The sequence below is a fragment of the Cedecea lapagei genome (genome assembly GCF_900635955.1).
Lineage (GTDB): Bacteria > Pseudomonadota > Gammaproteobacteria > Enterobacterales > Enterobacteriaceae > Cedecea > Cedecea lapagei.
Genome location: NZ_LR134201.1, coordinates 1,662,084 through 1,677,108 on the forward strand (window position 1 = coordinate 1,662,084; position 15,025 = coordinate 1,677,108).

The 15,025-nt window shown below is 55.8% G+C and carries 15 protein-coding genes; 13 read left to right on the top strand and 2 right to left on the bottom strand.

The window, feature by feature from the left end:
• Window positions 1-404 precede the first annotated feature (404 nt).
• From drpB to EL098_RS08120, 9 genes are all read left to right on the top strand, one after another.
• Window positions 405-677, top strand: a complete 273-nt coding sequence (drpB, locus tag EL098_RS08080; protein ID WP_126355760.1) for a cell division protein DrpB — start codon at window positions 405-407, stop codon at window positions 675-677.
• A gap of 189 nt (window positions 678-866) precedes the next feature.
• The gene (locus EL098_RS08085; RefSeq protein WP_232012355.1) at window positions 867-1,400 is read left to right on the top strand and encodes a hypothetical protein; all 534 of its coding nucleotides are present in this window, start codon (window positions 867-869) and stop codon (window positions 1,398-1,400) included.
• Between the two features lies 1 nt (window position 1,401).
• Window positions 1,402-1,716, top strand: coding sequence for a PTS fructose transporter subunit IIB (locus tag EL098_RS08090; protein ID WP_126355761.1), 315 nt, complete (start codon window positions 1,402-1,404; stop codon window positions 1,714-1,716).
• Window positions 1,709-2,824, top strand: coding sequence for a PTS fructose transporter subunit IIC (locus tag EL098_RS08095; protein WP_126355762.1), 1,116 nt, complete (start codon window positions 1,709-1,711; stop codon window positions 2,822-2,824). The genes EL098_RS08090 and EL098_RS08095 overlap by 8 nt, the downstream gene beginning before the upstream one ends.
• A gap of 111 nt (window positions 2,825-2,935) precedes the next feature.
• On the top strand, window positions 2,936-5,515 hold the full coding sequence (locus EL098_RS08100) for a glycoside hydrolase family 38 N-terminal domain-containing protein (RefSeq protein ID WP_126355763.1): 2,580 nt from the start codon (window positions 2,936-2,938) through the stop codon (window positions 5,513-5,515).
• A gap of 21 nt (window positions 5,516-5,536) precedes the next feature.
• Window positions 5,537-7,075 carry a fructose PTS transporter subunit IIA gene (locus EL098_RS08105; protein ID WP_126355764.1) on the top strand — a complete coding sequence of 513 codons (1,539 nt, stop codon included), beginning with the start codon at window positions 5,537-5,539 and terminating at the stop codon, window positions 7,073-7,075.
• 49 nt (window positions 7,076-7,124) lie between these two features.
• Window positions 7,125-7,820 (top strand): phosphohydrolase, encoded by a 696-nt coding sequence (locus EL098_RS08110; RefSeq protein WP_126355765.1) that lies wholly within the window; start codon window positions 7,125-7,127, stop codon window positions 7,818-7,820.
• Between the two features lie 93 nt (window positions 7,821-7,913).
• Window positions 7,914-9,323 carry a DNA cytosine methyltransferase gene (locus EL098_RS08115; protein WP_126355766.1) on the top strand — a complete coding sequence of 470 codons (1,410 nt, stop codon included), beginning with the start codon at window positions 7,914-7,916 and terminating at the stop codon, window positions 9,321-9,323.
• A 12-nt stretch (window positions 9,324-9,335) separates the two neighbouring features.
• On the top strand, window positions 9,336-9,836 hold the full coding sequence (locus EL098_RS08120) for a very short patch repair endonuclease (RefSeq protein ID WP_126355767.1): 501 nt from the start codon (window positions 9,336-9,338) through the stop codon (window positions 9,834-9,836).
• On the opposite strand, the gene yedA is transcribed toward EL098_RS08120, so the two are convergent.
• Complete coding sequence (gene yedA, locus EL098_RS08125; RefSeq protein WP_126355768.1) at window positions 9,837-10,754, bottom strand: drug/metabolite exporter YedA; 918 nt, start codon at window positions 10,752-10,754, stop codon at window positions 9,837-9,839. It lies immediately after the preceding gene.
• Window positions 10,755-10,923: 169 nt separating this feature from the next.
• Here yedA and EL098_RS08130 point away from each other — a divergent pair, with 169 nt between their 5' ends.
• The 3 genes from EL098_RS08130 (at window position 10,924) to dgcQ (ending at window position 13,992) form a co-directional block, all read left to right on the top strand.
• Window positions 10,924-11,847 (top strand): DUF808 domain-containing protein, encoded by a 924-nt coding sequence (locus EL098_RS08130; protein WP_197718563.1) that lies wholly within the window; start codon window positions 10,924-10,926, stop codon window positions 11,845-11,847.
• Between the two features lie 86 nt (window positions 11,848-11,933).
• On the top strand, window positions 11,934-12,113 hold the full coding sequence (locus EL098_RS08135; protein WP_126355770.1) for a YodC family protein: 180 nt from the start codon (window positions 11,934-11,936) through the stop codon (window positions 12,111-12,113).
• A 265-nt stretch (window positions 12,114-12,378) separates the two neighbouring features.
• On the top strand, window positions 12,379-13,992 hold the full coding sequence (dgcQ, locus tag EL098_RS08140) for a cellulose biosynthesis regulator diguanylate cyclase DgcQ (RefSeq protein ID WP_232012358.1): 1,614 nt from the start codon (window positions 12,379-12,381) through the stop codon (window positions 13,990-13,992).
• A 439-nt stretch (window positions 13,993-14,431) separates the two neighbouring features.
• Here the strand turns inward: dgcQ and yodD are convergent, their stop codons facing one another.
• Window positions 14,432-14,665 (bottom strand): YodD family peroxide/acid resistance protein, encoded by a 234-nt coding sequence (gene yodD / locus EL098_RS08145; RefSeq protein ID WP_126355772.1) that lies wholly within the window; start codon window positions 14,663-14,665, stop codon window positions 14,432-14,434.
• 131 nt (window positions 14,666-14,796) lie between these two features.
• On the opposite strand from yodD, the gene dsrB reads away from it, so the two are divergent.
• Window positions 14,797-14,985 (top strand): protein DsrB, encoded by a 189-nt coding sequence (gene dsrB / locus EL098_RS08150; RefSeq protein ID WP_197718545.1) that lies wholly within the window; start codon window positions 14,797-14,799, stop codon window positions 14,983-14,985.
• The last annotated feature ends 40 nt before the right edge of the window (window positions 14,986-15,025 follow it).

The window sequence follows — 15,025 nt, forward strand, 5'->3', positions numbered from 1 at the left end:
TTCAGTGAGGAAATATTGAGGGAAGGGAATAGAGCGTATTTTTTTTCTGGTGGTTTCTGAGTTGTGTTTTTCTACCCTGACTCTCATCCAGGCAGGGAGAGGGGGAAAAAGAATGTTCTCCGTCGTTTGCTCTCTCCCTCGTCCCGTTGAGGGAAAAGGCCGGGGTGAGGGGCATGAGACAAGGTTCTTTTCAGCACCACTCACGACTAAGAATTTTCCTTAAGTTAAATCAATCCCCTTAGGCAATGCTGAAAAATGTCCCATAAGCTTTGATTTGAAACAAAATTTAACGCTTATAGCGGTTCAACTAACGCTTTAGTGTGATAAAAATCACATTAAGGCGCTGGGGGAACGGCTGCCGACAAGCTATTTTTTGTTTAAGTTTAAAAGTTAGGTCGAACGTTATGGATGCGAAACCAACTCGCAGCCCCGGCGGCAAAATCGCGCTGTGGCTGTTTTATGCTTTTTGTTTGTACATTGTTTGGGCGATGGTTCGCTATTTTTGGGTCGTCAGCGGCGTCACCAGCGGCGATCTGGGTACCTTCAGCGGGAAACTGCTCGGCGCGCTAATGGGGCTGCTGGTGCTTGGCTCCGTGGCGGCTGTGCTGGGCTGGATTGCGTGGTATACCCGACCACGCGCTTACCCGGTTCGCGCCCGCGATAACCGGCTGCGCTAAATCCAGCACCTGCCCAATGAGCCACACGCACTGCCTGTGGCTCAGGGCTCACTCCCTCGCGTTTGAAGCCCGCCAACGCCTCGCCCTTGCTTAGCATATTATCTTTGCCGCCAACGCTTAATTACCTTGTGATATTTACTGTTATTTATTCCCCATGAAAAAGAGGGATATATTCGGGTAGTTATAACTGTGCGTAAAGTCACGTTTGTTATTTTGCGAACTGTCTACACTGCGGAAAGATTTCCGGAGAAACCTATGCACGCTTATATTGTTCGAATCATAACGCTTTGCCGTTTTATGCTGCTGATGCTTGGCAGCAAGGCGCGCGTTTTTTTGAACAACGGCTGCTGGTTTAATGCCGTGAGCGAGCTTGAAAAAGACACTTCCATTTATTCAGACTCGCTTGACAGCGAATGCATGGCTAATTGGATCAAGCTCTGGCATAGCGCCGGGCGTTTATATCATGGGCTTTATCACCCGAATGCTTCGTTATTAAAAGCGTTGCCTGTCGAGATGCGTCCGCGTCGCCTGGCCGTTCGCAAACGCTATGAACTTGCCTTCCTGTTTCGTATCTCCAGCCTGCATCAGTTGATGATGTGTCTTCATGCCAGCGGTGACTCCGGAGACGCCGCGATGCAGGTCCCTTTACGTCCACAAAGCACAATGCGCTGTTCAGCCATTGTGCTTTTTTTATTGCCTTCGTTCAGCCTGATGAGGAGTTGATATGTATATCGTTTGTGTTGCAGCTTGCCCGACGGGCGTCGCCCATACCTACATGGCAGCGGAAGCGCTTGAGATGGTTGGTCGACAGCGCGGCCACGAAGTGAAAGTCGAAACCCAGGGCGGTATGGGCGTTGAGAATGAAATCACCGCCGACGATCTTGCCCGAGCCGGAGCGGTGATTATTGCTGCCGACGTGGCGATAACGGGCAAAGAGCGGTTTGACGGCATGATGAAGCTTGAGTGTAGCGTGGCCGACCCTATCAAGTTCGGTGAGGCTGTTTTTGAGGCCATAGAAGCGGAGATAGCAAATGGCTAAATTCAAGGCGGAGGCGGGCGTTTCGGCCGGAACGGAGGTCAAGAACGCCATTATGACCGGGGTGTCATGGATGCTGCCGTTTGTGATTGCCGGGGCGGTGATTATGGGGATTGCGCGTATCGGTGCGTCAATCTACGGCATCGATAATATCTGGGACTCAAGTCATGAGCAGGCGGCCAGCATTATCGTGCAGATGCTGCATAAATTCGATGGTTTTGGCGGCCTCGCGCTGTCGCTAATGCTGCCGGTCGTCGCCGGATATATCAGTTTTGCCATCGCCAATAAACCGGGCCTGGCCCCGGGTATGGTGGGCGGACTGCTGGCGAGTAGCCTGGGCACCGGTTTTCTTGGGGCGCTTGCCGCAGGGTTTGTGGCAGGTTATATCGTGCGTGCGCTGGCGGCATATATCAAACTGCCCAGGGCGCTGGCCTCCGCCGGCCCGATCTTTATTCTGCCCGTCGGCGGGACGCTGCTGACCTGCATGGTGATGGCATTTATCATCGGTGGTCCGCTGGCTGCGCTGAATCACGGGATGGAAAGCTGGCTGCTGGCAATGTCCGGGACCAACAAAATCATTCTGGCCGCGGTCGTCGGCGGGATGGTGGGTTTTGACCTCGGCGGCCCGGTAAACAAAGCGGCGGTAACCACCGCGATGGCGCTATTAGCCTCCGGTATTTATGACCCAAACACCGCCGCACAGGTCGCGATTATTATCCCGCCTATCGGCCTTGGCGTTGCTTCTCTGATATGGGCAAAACGTTTTCCCCCCTCACTTCGTGAGGCAGGCAAAGCCTCAACGCTGATGGGCCTGATTGGCGTCTCTGAAGGCGCTATTCCCTTCGCGCTGGCAAACCCCAAAATCATCGTCATTAACGTTGTGGGTTCGGCAACCGGAGCCGCCATGGCCGTTGGGCTTGGGGCGGTAAACCACGCGCCAATTTCGGGTTTTTACGGCTGGCTGGCGGTAGATAAGTGGCCTGTTTATGTGCTTTCCATTGCCGCGGGCGCAGGGATCATTGCCGTTGGGTCTTTATTAGTGTTTCGCGGCGAGAGTGACGTTGAAAATAAAGTAGTGACACCAGCACCTAAATTTAAAGTAGGGCGCTAGATGTTCGGTTAACTTATTTAGGGTTATTCAGGCTTCTCTTGCTGCGGTATTTTTTTTGCCGGGGATTGCCACACCTTAAATTTTCCACTCAGTCGTTAATAAGGTGATGTTATGAAGATCGTGCATTTGATTCAGCACACGCATTGGGATCGGGAGTGGTATTTCACTGAGAACGACTCAAAAATCGTACTCTATTATTTTATGCTGGATTTAATTTACCGAATGGAGCAGGATGAAACGATTGGGCCGTTTATTTTAGATGGTCAAACGGTCATGCTGGAGGATTTTTTACAGGTCGCTCCGGAATACCGCGAACGTCTGCAGAAATTGGTCAGCGATGGACGCGTGCTTATTGGGCCGTGGTATACGCAAAGCGACTTCCTGGTGGTAGGCGCAGAGTCCATTGCCCGCAATCTGCTGCTTGGGCTGGCGGACTGTAAAGCCTGGGGGAGCTATATGCCGGTTGGCTACGTTCCTGACTCCTTTGGTCAAAGCGCGCAGTTGCCGATGTTTTTGCGTGAATTTTCCATCGACAGCGCGGTGATCTGGCGCGGATGGTGCGAGCATGACGTGGCTACCAGCGAGTTCTGCTGGCAGGCTCAGGGCGGGCAGAAAGTGATTGCCGCGGTGCTCCCCTGGGGCTACGGCTGTGCCAAATGGCTGCCAACGGAGCCGCAGCAGCTGGCCGAGAAACTCCCCTCAATTCTTGAGAAACAGGCACGTTTCTCCGCCACCGATAATTTGCTTCTTCCCAACGGTAACGACCAGTCGCCGTTCGAATATGCCGTGCCAGAGGCGCTGGAAAAGCTAAATGCCCGTCAGGATCAGTACCATTTCAAACGTAGCAGCTTCGGCGACTTCTTTGCTGCCCTGCGAACCGGTGAACACCAGTTGCCGACCTGGAGAGGGGAGCTGCTCAGCCCCAAATACATGCGTATCCACCGAGGGATTTTCTCAACCAGGGCAGACATTAAGCAGCTCAACGCCGCGCTCGAACAGTTTGTCAGCCAGACGCTGGAGCCGCTGTTGGCGCTCACATGGCGGCTGGGGCTGCCTTACCCGCAGCAGGCGGTAGAAAACATCTGGCGGGAGGCGATGAAGTCCCATGCTCACGACAGCATTGGCGGCTGCAACTCAGACAGGGTCAATCAGATGGTGAAGGGGCGCTTACAGTCGGGCAAAGAGAGCGCCAGCCAGCTGTTTGAGCTGAACATGAAAATGCTGTCTGAAGGGATCGAGGCTACGCAGCACGGGAAAAAGATCGTGGTCTTCAACCCGTTACCCCGGCAGCGTAGTGCGCAGGTTAGCCTTACCCTCTACACCCCGGAGCTGGATTTTCGCATTGTGGATGGCGAAGGCAACCCTTGCCGCTGGCAACTGCTTCATGAGGAGCCGCAGGATATGTCGCTGGTGGTGCAGGAGCTCTCCAACAGCACCAGCACCACCTGGTATCGCAAATGCCGAATTCTGCTGGCGGCGAATGCTTTACCCGCCTGCGGCTATCAAACCTTTTATCTGCAGGAAGGAGAAGCTGCAGGGTTTGCCGCATCAGTCGGGGAGAGCGGCTGCCTGGAGAATGCCTGGCTGCGCCTCGAAAATGATGCGGGCAAGCTCACCCTGACCGACAAACGGACGGGCGAAGTCTACCCGAACGTTCTGCGGCTGGTGGACGGAGAAGACGCGGGGGATAACTACAACTATTCACCGCCCGCAGATGACTGGAAAATTAGCAGCGATGGCTGTCTGCACAACGCGACCGTTACGCGCGGCATCCTGCAAGATACCCTGCAGCTAAGTCTGCAAATTCCTGCTCCTGTCGATGCAGATTCACGTCGGTTGCGCCGTCTTGATGCGCAGCTGGACGTGGTACTGACGATTTCTCTGCCGCATGACAGCGCCAGGCTGGATGTTCAGGTCGAGGTTGACAATACGCTGCGCGATCATCGCCTGCAGATTGAACTGCCGACCGGCGTCAGCCGGAGTTCCCACTTTGCCGATCAGCCATTTGGGCTGATCGAGCGTGAAAACATTCCTGCAGCCCTGAAGGTCTGGCAACAGGAAAACTGGACTGAGGCTCCCGCTTCGCTGTGGCCTATGCAGAGCCTGGTGATGATGCATGAGCAGCAGCGTGGCCTGGGCGCCGTTACCGCCGGGCTGCGGGAGTATGAAATTCCCGTTGGGCAACCGGACACGCTCGCTATCACGCTTTTCCGCAGCGTGGGCTGGTTAGGGCAGCCCGCGCTGGAATGGCGGCCCGGACGCGCATCGGGCATGGTGTTGCCTTCTCCTGACTCCCAGATACCGGGCCGCCATAGCTTCCACTTTGCCGTACTGCCGATGAACAACGGACAAAGCTCTGAGTTCTGGAGAAACGTTGAGCAGTGGCGGACCCCGGTCTCGGGCTACCTCGATTCAGGCTGGTCTCGCTTTCGCACAAATGCTCATGGCAAGCAATTCCCGTCGCACTTCAGCGTGCTGAGCTGGGAGAGCGAGCTGCATTTCAGCACCCTGAAAAAGGCGCAAAACGAAGAAGCGCTTTTGCTGAGAGGCTGGAACCCTGGACTGGATAGCCTGAATAATCTGCCGCCAAAAACAAACGGCGTACCTGAGCAGGTCACGCTGGCGGAAACCTCCGCTGATGCCGTCCACAGCGTAGCGGCGGGCACGCCCATCTCCTGGCTTATCCGATAACCTGAATAAGGCGTAATTATCATGCAGACACTTTTCTTTCGTTGCCCGTTAGCCAACGGGCTTCATGCCAGGCCAGCGAGCGCGCTTGAGCAGCAGGCGACGCGATTTGCCTCAGCGGTAACCCTGGTGAACCAAACTAAATCTCGCAGGGCCGACGCCAAAAGCGTGCTGGCGCTGGTAGGCGCCGACGTTGGGTCGGGAGACGAATGCCAGCTTCTGATAGAAGGCCCCGACGAGCAGATAGCCAGCAAGGCGTTAAAAGATTTTATAGAGCATGAGTTTGAGCGCAGCGATGCCCCTCTCACGTTTTCTGTTGAAAGCGAGCAACCGCTGCCCGTGTTTCTTTCCCGAAGCTCATCGCCAGTATGGCAGGGGAAGGGCGTCAGCCACGGCACTGCGCTGGCAAAGGCCGTGTACTTCGAACAGGTCGATCTCCATGCCATGGCGCAGCGGCAGCGTGAGGAGCCCTTTATTATTCAGCAAAAACGGCTGACGGAAGCGCTGCAGGCGGCACGACAGCGGCTGCGTGAGGAGATCGACCGTTGTGAAGGCGAGGCTGCGCAGATTCTTGATGCGCAGAGCCAGCTGCTTGAGGACGAAACCATTGAGGAATGTCTGCTGGCAGGGCGTGAGGCAGGTAATGGATTAGCTGCGCTGGCGACGGCGGTTGACGAGCTGCGTGAGCCCTTCCGGCAAAGCAGCAGTGAATATCTGCGCCAGCGGGAGCTCGATGTGTTTGATTTAGGCCTGCGTATTGCCGCTGAGCTAACCGCAGATCCGCAACTGGGGCTACCGGTGCTGGAGGAAGATGCGCTGGTGATTTGTGAGGGCGTCCTGACGCCTGGCCAGCTCTTGACGCTTGCGGGGCCGCACCTGAGGGGGATTGTGATGTCCGCGGGAGGGGAAACGTCGCACACCGCCATTCTGGCTCGTGCGCTAAAGATACCGTTACTCAGCCTTGCGGCTACGCAACCGCTTTTTGCCGCCAGAGCAGAGCGCTACCTGCTGGGAGCAGGGCAAGGATTTGTACTGGCGGAGCCAGATGAGATTGCGCAGAGATGGCTCGCGCTTGAAACCCAAAAATTTGCTGATCCAACCCTCACGTCGGACGACGGCATGTTTAGCGAATCATTGGTATTCCTTGATGAAAGGTTACAGGACAAACACGAGGTCATTAAGCGGCTAACGGACAATCTGGAGGCGCATCGGCGTGCGGTTTCCGCCACGCTTGCCGAGCAGGCTATCTGGCAACGCGAAGCCGTCTTCACGACGGCGCTGGGCTTTTCTATCGCCATCCCGCACTGCAAATCCTCGGCTATTACCCGAAGCAGTATTTCGGTACTGCGGCTTGCCGAGCCGCTGGGATGGGGCGGCGATGAGACGGTGAAGCTGGTTATTATGCTGGCGCTGAGCGAGCAGGAGCAGGCGCAGCACATGCGGATTTTCTCAGTTTTGGCCCGGCGTCTGATGCATGAATCCTTCCGCGAGCAGTTGATGGCGGCGGATACGCCTGAGGCGGTCGTCACCCTGCTCCGGGAGGCGGTCATATTATTGTCATAAATATGGTTATACTCTGACTTGCGCTTTTCACGAGAACGGGAGTACGTGTATGCCGATTGCCCGCTGGCAGCAGCAGTTTGAGCACTATTTGATTGAGAACTGGGCGCAGGACGACAAAGCCCACGACGTGGCGCATTTTCGGCGAGTATGGAAAACCGCGCAGCATATAATGGAAGGGACGGAGGCGGACAGGCTGGTGGTGCTGACCGCCTGCTATTTCCACGACATCGTGAATCTGCCTAAAAATCACCCGCAGCGCCATCTGGCTTCGACGCAGGCCGCTCAGGAAACGCTGCGCATTCTTGAAGCGCATTTCCCTGATTTTCCCCGCGAGCTGTATGACGGCGTAGCCCATGCGGTGCGGACCCACAGCTTTAGCGCAGCCATTGAGCCGCAGACGCTGGAGGCCAAAGTGGTGCAGGATGCCGACAGGCTGGAATCTTTGGGCGCGATAGGCCTGGCGCGGGTGTTTTATGTCTCTGGCGCACTGGGGCGTTCGCTGTTCGACAGCGACGACCCGCTCGCCGACCGCCGTGAGCTGGACGACACGCTGTACTCGCTGGATCACTTCCAGAAAAAGCTCTTACGCCTCCCGGACTCAATGCAAACCGAAGCGGGGCGCGCCCTGGCGCACCATAACGCCGACTTCCTCGTCGGCTATATGGCAAAACTCTGTGCCGAGCTGAAGGGCGACTACCTGACGGTGGACGAGCAGGTCCTGCAGCGTTTTAAATCACAGGCTTAATCTAACCGGCCCGCGTTTACGCGGGCTGTTTACGTTCTCTCTGGGTCAAATCAGTGATACAGTTTCACTCCCTTTTCCCATTTTTGGTTCACGATGAACGATCTTGACGCGATAGCAGAACATCTCTCCCTTCAGGCACAGCGCCATAAACAAACCCAACAAGAAGAAGACCATGCGCTGGTCCGCCGCCTTTTGGAAATTTACGATCAAAAAACCGTTGCCCTGCGCCTGCGGCAGGTGGGCGGTGACTGGACCCGCGAATCGCTGAATCGCTGGTATAACGGCAAGTCTGCGCCTCGAGGGTTAACCGAGGTGGAGGTGCAGATGCTGCAAAGTATGCTGCCGTCGCCGCCGGCCCATCATGGCCGCTATGCTTTCCGCTTTATTGACCTGTTTGCCGGCATTGGCGGCATTCGCAGCGGCTTTGAGGCGATTGGCGGGCAGTGCGTGTTTACCAGCGAATGGAACAAGCATGCGGTCAGAACCTATAAAGCTAACTGGTACTGCGACCCGGCCCGGCACCAGTTCAATGAAGATATCCGCGACGTGACGCTCAGCAACCGTAGCGATGTCACGGACGAGCAGGCAACGGCACATATTCAGGCGACCCTGCCCGATCACGATGTGCTGCTTGCCGGCTTCCCCTGCCAGCCGTTTTCCCTGGCTGGCGTGTCGAAGAAAAATGCCCTCGGGCGCGCCCACGGCTTTGCCTGCGAAACCCAGGGCACCCTGTTTTTTGACGTAGCAAGGATCATTGCCGCAAAACGTCCGCCAATTTTTGTGCTGGAAAACGTTAAAAACCTGAAGAGCCACGACAAAGGTAATACGTTCCGCATCATCATGCAGACGCTGGATGAGCTCGGCTACGACGTAGCAGATGCCGCCGTCACCGGACGGGATGATCCGAAAATTGTTGATGGCAAAAAATTCCTGCCGCAGCACCGGGAGCGTATTGTGCTGGTTGGCACGCGCCGCGATCTTAATCTGGATTCAGCGGTGACGCTGACCAGGCTCAGCGAATTCTATCCGGCCCGTCGTCCTACCTTTGGCGAGCTGCTGGATGATGAAGTCGAGGCGAAATATGTTCTGACCCCAACCCTGTGGAAATACCTCTATAACTACGCCAAGAAGCATCAGGCCAAGGGGAACGGTTTTGGCTACGGGCTGGTTGATCCGACTAACCCGGCAAGCGTGGCGAGAACGCTGTCGGCCCGCTACTTTAAGGACGGGGCGGAGATTCTGGTCGATCGCGGCTGGGACAAGGCGCTGGGGGAGGTTGACTTCAACGATCCTGATAATCAACTAAACAGGCCGCGCCGCCTGACGCCGCGCGAGTGTGCAAGGTTGATGGGCTTTGAAGCACCGAAAGGTAAAGCGTTTCGTATTCCTGTTTCCGATACTCAGGCTTACCGCCAGTTTGGCAACTCGGTAGTGGTTCCCGCTTTTGCCGCAGTGGCAAAACTGCTGGAACCGGTCATCAAGCAAGCGGTGAAGAAGCGCTAAGCGGAGAAAATCATGGCGGATGTACACAGCAAGGCGATACGCAGTAAAAATATGCGAGCGATTGCCACTCGCGATACCGCCATTGAAAAACGCCTGGCTCTGCTGCTGGCCGAGAGCGGGTTTAGCTTTCGCGTGCAGGATGCCTCCCTGCCGGGCAAGCCTGATTTTGTGATAGATGAGTACCGCTGCGTTATCTTCACCCACGGCTGTTTCTGGCATCACCACGACTGCTATCTGTTTAAGGTGCCGGCAACGCGGACTGAATTCTGGCTGGAAAAAATCGGCCGCAACGTACAGCGGGACAAACGCGATGTCGGGCTTTTGCTGCGTCAGGGCTGGCGGGTGTTAATCGTCTGGGAATGCGCGCTGCGCGGCCGCGAGAAACTGGACGATCGGGCGCTTTGCGAACGTCTGGAAGAGTGGGTTTGCAGCGGGGGCTGTAGCGCAGAAATTACCGTAACCGGGATCCACCAGCGGAAGGAAGACGGCCAGCAGACGCTGGCCGCAGAGTAGCTATTTTTCCACTTCGCAAGGCTCGACAACCGGTTTTGCCGGAAAGAGATATTTCCCGAGCGTCACCAGCACCACGGCAAAAATAATAATGCCCAGCGCCAGCCATTCAATCGACGAAAGGCTTTCCCCTGCAAAGGTGGTGCCGAGCAGCACCGCGACGACCGGGTTGACGTAGGCATAGCTGGTGGCCACCGCCGGCGAGACATTACGAATCAGGTACATATAGGCGCTAATGGCGATCATGGAGCCGAAAATGGCCAGATAGCCAACGGCCAGCAAGCCTGCGGCATCCGGCATGGCGGTTAAGCGCTCGCCGCTCAGCGCTGAAACGCAAAGGGCAACAATCCCGGCAGCTAACATCTCAATTGCGCCCGCCATCATCCCTTCGGGCAGCTCGATGCGCGAACCATAAACCGAGCCAAACGCCCAGCTGAGGGAGCCGACTAAAATCAACAGCGCGCCCGTTGGGTTTCCGCTGAGGTTGCCGCCGCTATTCAGCAGCACGATACCCGCCAGGCCAATGGCAATCCCCAGCCACTCGAGCTTGCGGGTTTTAATTCCGAACAGGCGACTGAAGCAGAGGGTGAACAGCGGGACGGTGGCTACCATCACCGCGGCAATACCTGAGGCCACGTGCTGGTGTTCTGCCAGCGTGACAAAGCCGTTGCCAATGGCGAGGAGGAGAACGCCAATCAGCGCGGCGTTCAGCATCGGCCTAAGGCGGGGCAGTTTATGCCCGCGAAAAAGCAAAATAGCCGTTAATACCCCACCGGCAAAGAGGAAGCGTAACCCGGCCATCATAAACGGCGGCCAGCTTTTTACGCCAATGGCTATCGCGAAATAGGTCGAGCCCCAGATAATATACAGTGCGAAAAGCGCCGCGATCAGCGGCAATAAGTGACCAGAACGAAGACGCATAATCCCTCACCAGGCTTCAATAACTGGGCGATAGTTAACGCCAAATAGCGGCCGATAGCGAGCATTATACTTGTTGATGGAATGTTAATTTACGTTGACAAAGGCGGGGAATTTTCGCGGAGGCGATTTTGCTTCATACTCTTGGGTAACGAAATCAATAAGGACAGATATTTTGGCTGGAAGTAGCTTACTGACACTGCTCGACGACATCGCCACGCTGCTGGACGATATTTCCGTGATGGGCAAACTCGCGGCAAAAAAAACCGCAGGCGTGCTGGGAGATGACCTCTCGCTTAACGCTCAACAGGTATCGGGCGTGCGTGCTAATCGAGAGCTGCCCGTTGTCTGGAGCGTGGCAAAGGGATCGTTTCTCAATAAACTGATTCTGGTGCCGCTGGCGCTGGTGATCAGCGCCTTTGCACCCTGGGCGATTACGCCGCTGCTGATGGTGGGCGGAGCGTTTTTATGTTTCGAAGGCGTGGAAAAAGTGCTGCACAGTGTAAAAGCGCGCAAGCACAAAGAGAGCCCGGAGGAGAAGCAGGCGCGGCTGGAGTCGATAGCAGCCCAGGATCCGATGGCTTTTGAGAAAGACAAAGTTAAAGGTGCCGTGCGCACCGACTTTATTCTTTCTGCTGAGATAGTCGCTATCACGCTCGGCATTGTGGCAGAGGCGCCGCTGCTGAATCAGGTGCTTATCCTGGCCGGTATTGCGATTCTGGTGACCATCGGCGTTTACGGTCTGGTCGGGATGATCGTGAAAATCGACGATCTTGGCTACTGGCTGGCGGACAAACGCGCTGCGCTGGCCCAGGCCGTGGGCAAGGGACTGCTTGTTCTGGCGCCCTGGTTGATGAAGGGGCTGACGATTGTTGGGACGCTGGCTATGTTCCTCGTCGGCGGCGGGATCCTGGTGCACGGAATACCTGCGCTGCACCACGGTATTGAGCGCTGGATGGGGCAGTTTGGCGGCGTCATTACGCTTATCGGACCGAGCCTCGCACACCTGGTGCTGGGCTTTATCGCGGGCGGCGTAGTGCTGCTGGTGGTCAACGGCATAAACCACCTGCGCGGCGGCCCTTCCCACCAGCAATAAGAAGAAAAATAGCGCTTTAGTCAGGAAAAAACGCTGGGCATTAGCTATACCTTTAGAGGTTTTCACCCCTAACGCCGGAGGCGGCAATGGTCTATCTGGTCAGCGATGAAGTCCGGCGTAAAAACGGTGGTCCCCGGATGATTGTCACGGGTTATTCCAGTGGCATGGTGGAGTGCCGGTGGTACGACGGCTACGGCGTAAAACGTGAGGCGTTCCGTGAGGACGATCTTGCGCCTGTTGAGAGCAGGGAGCATCACGAGGCATGACCCTGCCCGGAAATCCCTTAGCCCGGAAAGATTTCGGGCCCAGGCGTTCTGCCTGAACCCGGCTATGCCGGGTTTTTTTATGCCTCAGCAAAGGCACGGCAGTAGATGTCGGCTTCGACAAAGCCGTGCCGCAATGGCAAAATCTGCATTGACCTTATCCTTTCGGCGACTTTCCGGAAGGCGTTGATAACGGTGGCCGGGAGTATCCCCATTGTACGGTAATGCGTTTGAGCGATTTTTAACTCGCTATAAAAGACCGCAGCGGGTGGTAAACCTCTGTTTTATTGTTGTGTTTCTTTGCTCAACGCTGCTCACCTGGCGTGAGGTTGCGGTCCTTGAGTCGGCCTATATTGCCAACCAGCGTAATGGCCTGGACAGCATTGCCACCGCGCTCGACCGCCAGCTTCAGCACAGCATCGACAACCTGCTGTTTTACCGCAACACCATGCACTATGCGCTGCAGTCGCCTATTTCCACCGATATTTCCCGCAAAGCATTGGCCAATTTCGCCATCCAGCGGACTCAGCCATACTGGCAGCTGCAGATGGATTTAAATCGGGGAATGCCCGTCAACGGCGTTTCTGACGAGTTTGTCTCTCACAGAGCCCTCCTTGACCGCGATGAGCGCTGGATTTACCCGGAGCTGGAGGCGACGCTCGAATTCAGCTACATCATGCAGCTTGTGGATGAGAAGCGCGATCTGCAAAGGCGGATTTTTTACACCTCACGGGCTGGCTTTTTTCTTTCCAGCACGCCACGGGAAAATGACCCTGCAATCATTTCACTCTATTCTCGACTGATAACCCGGCCCTATTTTGTTGCCCAGTCACCGGAAAATAATCCCGGTCGCGGCCTCCGGTGGATCCATACCTATAACCCCGACAGCCTCAACGGACAGGTTATTACCGCATCGGTGCCGCTGGATCTGAATAACCGCTGGTATGGCGTGCTGGGGATGGATTTCCCCATCAACGCCATGCATGAATTCCTTCAGGAGCTTTCTCACGAACGTTATGAGGGGACGGTCATGCTGTTTGACAGGCAGTTTACGCTGATTGCCACGGCGGCCGACCGCATGCCGCTCGCACAGATGTTTAATGCCAGGCAGCAGGCCGAAATCGCCCGTTCGATGGAAAGCGGAGAGGAAGGTGAGCTGAGGATGGATACCCGCTTCGTGACGTGGGCGAAGCTGACGAACTTTGACGGCGTACTGATCAAGGTGCATACCCTGGGCGAGGGCGTTCAGGGGGAGTTTGGCCGTATCAGCATCGTGCTGACGGTGCTTTGGCTGCTTTTCACGCTGATGCTGTTTATCTCCTGGCGAATCATCCGTCGACTGGTAAGCAATATGCTGACTCTGCAGCAGACGCTGAGCTGGCGTGCCAATTACGATCCTCTCACCCGGCTCTACAGTCGCGGAGCCTTCTTTGACATTGCCCACGGCCTGGCGCAGCAGTGCCAGCAGGAGGATAAGCCGTTCTCGGTTATCCAGATGGATCTGGACTTTTTCAAGGGCATTAACGATCGCTATGGGCACCACGCGGGCGATAAGGTGCTGGCGCATACCGCCGCGCTGCTAAGCTCAGCCCTGCGGGAGGAAGATGTCGCCGGCAGAGTAGGCGGTGAAGAGTTCTGCGTACTGCTGCCGGGAACCGATCTTACCGCGGCCGCAGGCGTTGCCGAGCGTATTCGGTGTCGTATCAGCAGCCGGGAGCTGATAGTGAGCGGCGGGCAGACGCTCAGGGTCAGCGCCTCGCTTGGCGTAAGCTGCGCGCACGAACGCCACGATTATGATTTTGAGCACCTGCAGTCGGTTGCAGACAGGCGTCTGTACAGGGCGAAGCAGAACGGTCGCAACCAGGTTTGCACCCGGGACTGATTCTTGCGGACGCTGGGCTTCGCTATATCTTATAAGAGCTGTTGATGTTTTAGTCAGCACGCAGGCAAAAGGGGAGGCTGAAAAAAAACGCTCACCTTTGGCGCGTGTTATCCCCCGCTGGCGACTTCCTTTACTACCTCAGGGGTATTTTTCCGGCGATAATAACGGCAGCGGTTTAGGATAAATCTCAAACTTTTCTCTCCTTTACGCCCGTTTTGCAGCGGTTCATAAGCAGAAAAGAGACATTTCATAAGGGATTTGAATTAAATTCCTCATATCAATAAGGATGCCGCTTGCTATTCTTCAAGTGAATATATTCTTGTGTTCAGAAAAATTTAAGGTAATGTGGTCAACACATCAGATTTCCTGATGTAACGAATTTCAAGTGCTTCTTGCTTCAGCAAGTTTCATCCCGGCCTCCCCGGCCGGGATGCTTTTCTTAGCGATTAATTTCGTTCACGCTGAAATCCCGAATATCCAGCTCAAATGCATCCGCCAGCTCTCTATAGCTGTGCCACTCACGGCCATCAACGCTCACTCGCTGCGGGTGCTCATCGTTGCCGGCATGTCGGATATCGCTTTCGCTAATTTCATTGATGGCGGCCAGCAGCGCGTCAACATCGACTTCTGTTTCCTGGTGCGCCGCGCTCCCGCTCATTTTCACGGTCTTCATCACTTTGCTCCTCGCCTGACTACCCGCCTTAAGTATAGACGCTTCAGATAATGCGCCAGACGGCTCGCCGGAAGGGCGCCGAAGGCCATTTTGATCTACAATGGCAAGCAGTGTATCTGGAGGAAATAACCATGAAAATCAATGATCGGGTGACCGTTAAGACCGATGGCGGCCCGCGCCGCTCGGGCGTTGTTCTGGCGGTGGAGCCGTTTAACGAGGGGACAATGTATCTCGTTGCGCTGGAAGATTACCCGCTGGGGATCTGGTTCTTTAATGAGTCGGGGCATCCGGACGGGATTTTCGTGGAGAAAGAAGAGTAGGGTGAGGGTTGTGTGACCCTCGCCCCGTCCCTCTCCCCGG

Bases quoted from the DNA above. Each gene is read 5' to 3' on its own strand.
- EL098_RS08090 (WP_126355761.1), top strand. From the start codon at position 1,402: ATGTATATCGTTTGTGTTGCAGCTTGCCCGACGGGCGTCGCCCATACC.
- EL098_RS08135 (WP_126355770.1), top strand. From the start codon at position 11,934: ATGGTCTATCTGGTCAGCGATGAAGTCCGGCGTAAAAACGGTGGTCCC.
- yodD (WP_126355772.1), bottom strand. From the start codon at position 14,665: ATGAAGACCGTGAAAATGAGCGGGAGCGCGGCGCACCAGGAAACAGAA.
- EL098_RS08100 (WP_126355763.1), top strand. From the start codon at position 2,936: ATGAAGATCGTGCATTTGATTCAGCACACGCATTGGGATCGGGAGTGG.
- dsrB (WP_197718545.1), top strand. From the start codon at position 14,797: ATGAAAATCAATGATCGGGTGACCGTTAAGACCGATGGCGGCCCGCGC.
- EL098_RS08110 (WP_126355765.1), top strand. From the start codon at position 7,125: ATGCCGATTGCCCGCTGGCAGCAGCAGTTTGAGCACTATTTGATTGAG.
- EL098_RS08120 (WP_126355767.1), top strand. From the start codon at position 9,336: ATGGCGGATGTACACAGCAAGGCGATACGCAGTAAAAATATGCGAGCG.
- yedA (WP_126355768.1), bottom strand. From the start codon at position 10,754: ATGCGTCTTCGTTCTGGTCACTTATTGCCGCTGATCGCGGCGCTTTTC.
- EL098_RS08095 (WP_126355762.1), top strand. From the start codon at position 1,709: ATGGCTAAATTCAAGGCGGAGGCGGGCGTTTCGGCCGGAACGGAGGTC.
- drpB (WP_126355760.1), top strand. From the start codon at position 405: ATGGATGCGAAACCAACTCGCAGCCCCGGCGGCAAAATCGCGCTGTGG.
- EL098_RS08115 (WP_126355766.1), top strand. From the start codon at position 7,914: ATGAACGATCTTGACGCGATAGCAGAACATCTCTCCCTTCAGGCACAG.
- EL098_RS08105 (WP_126355764.1), top strand. From the start codon at position 5,537: ATGCAGACACTTTTCTTTCGTTGCCCGTTAGCCAACGGGCTTCATGCC.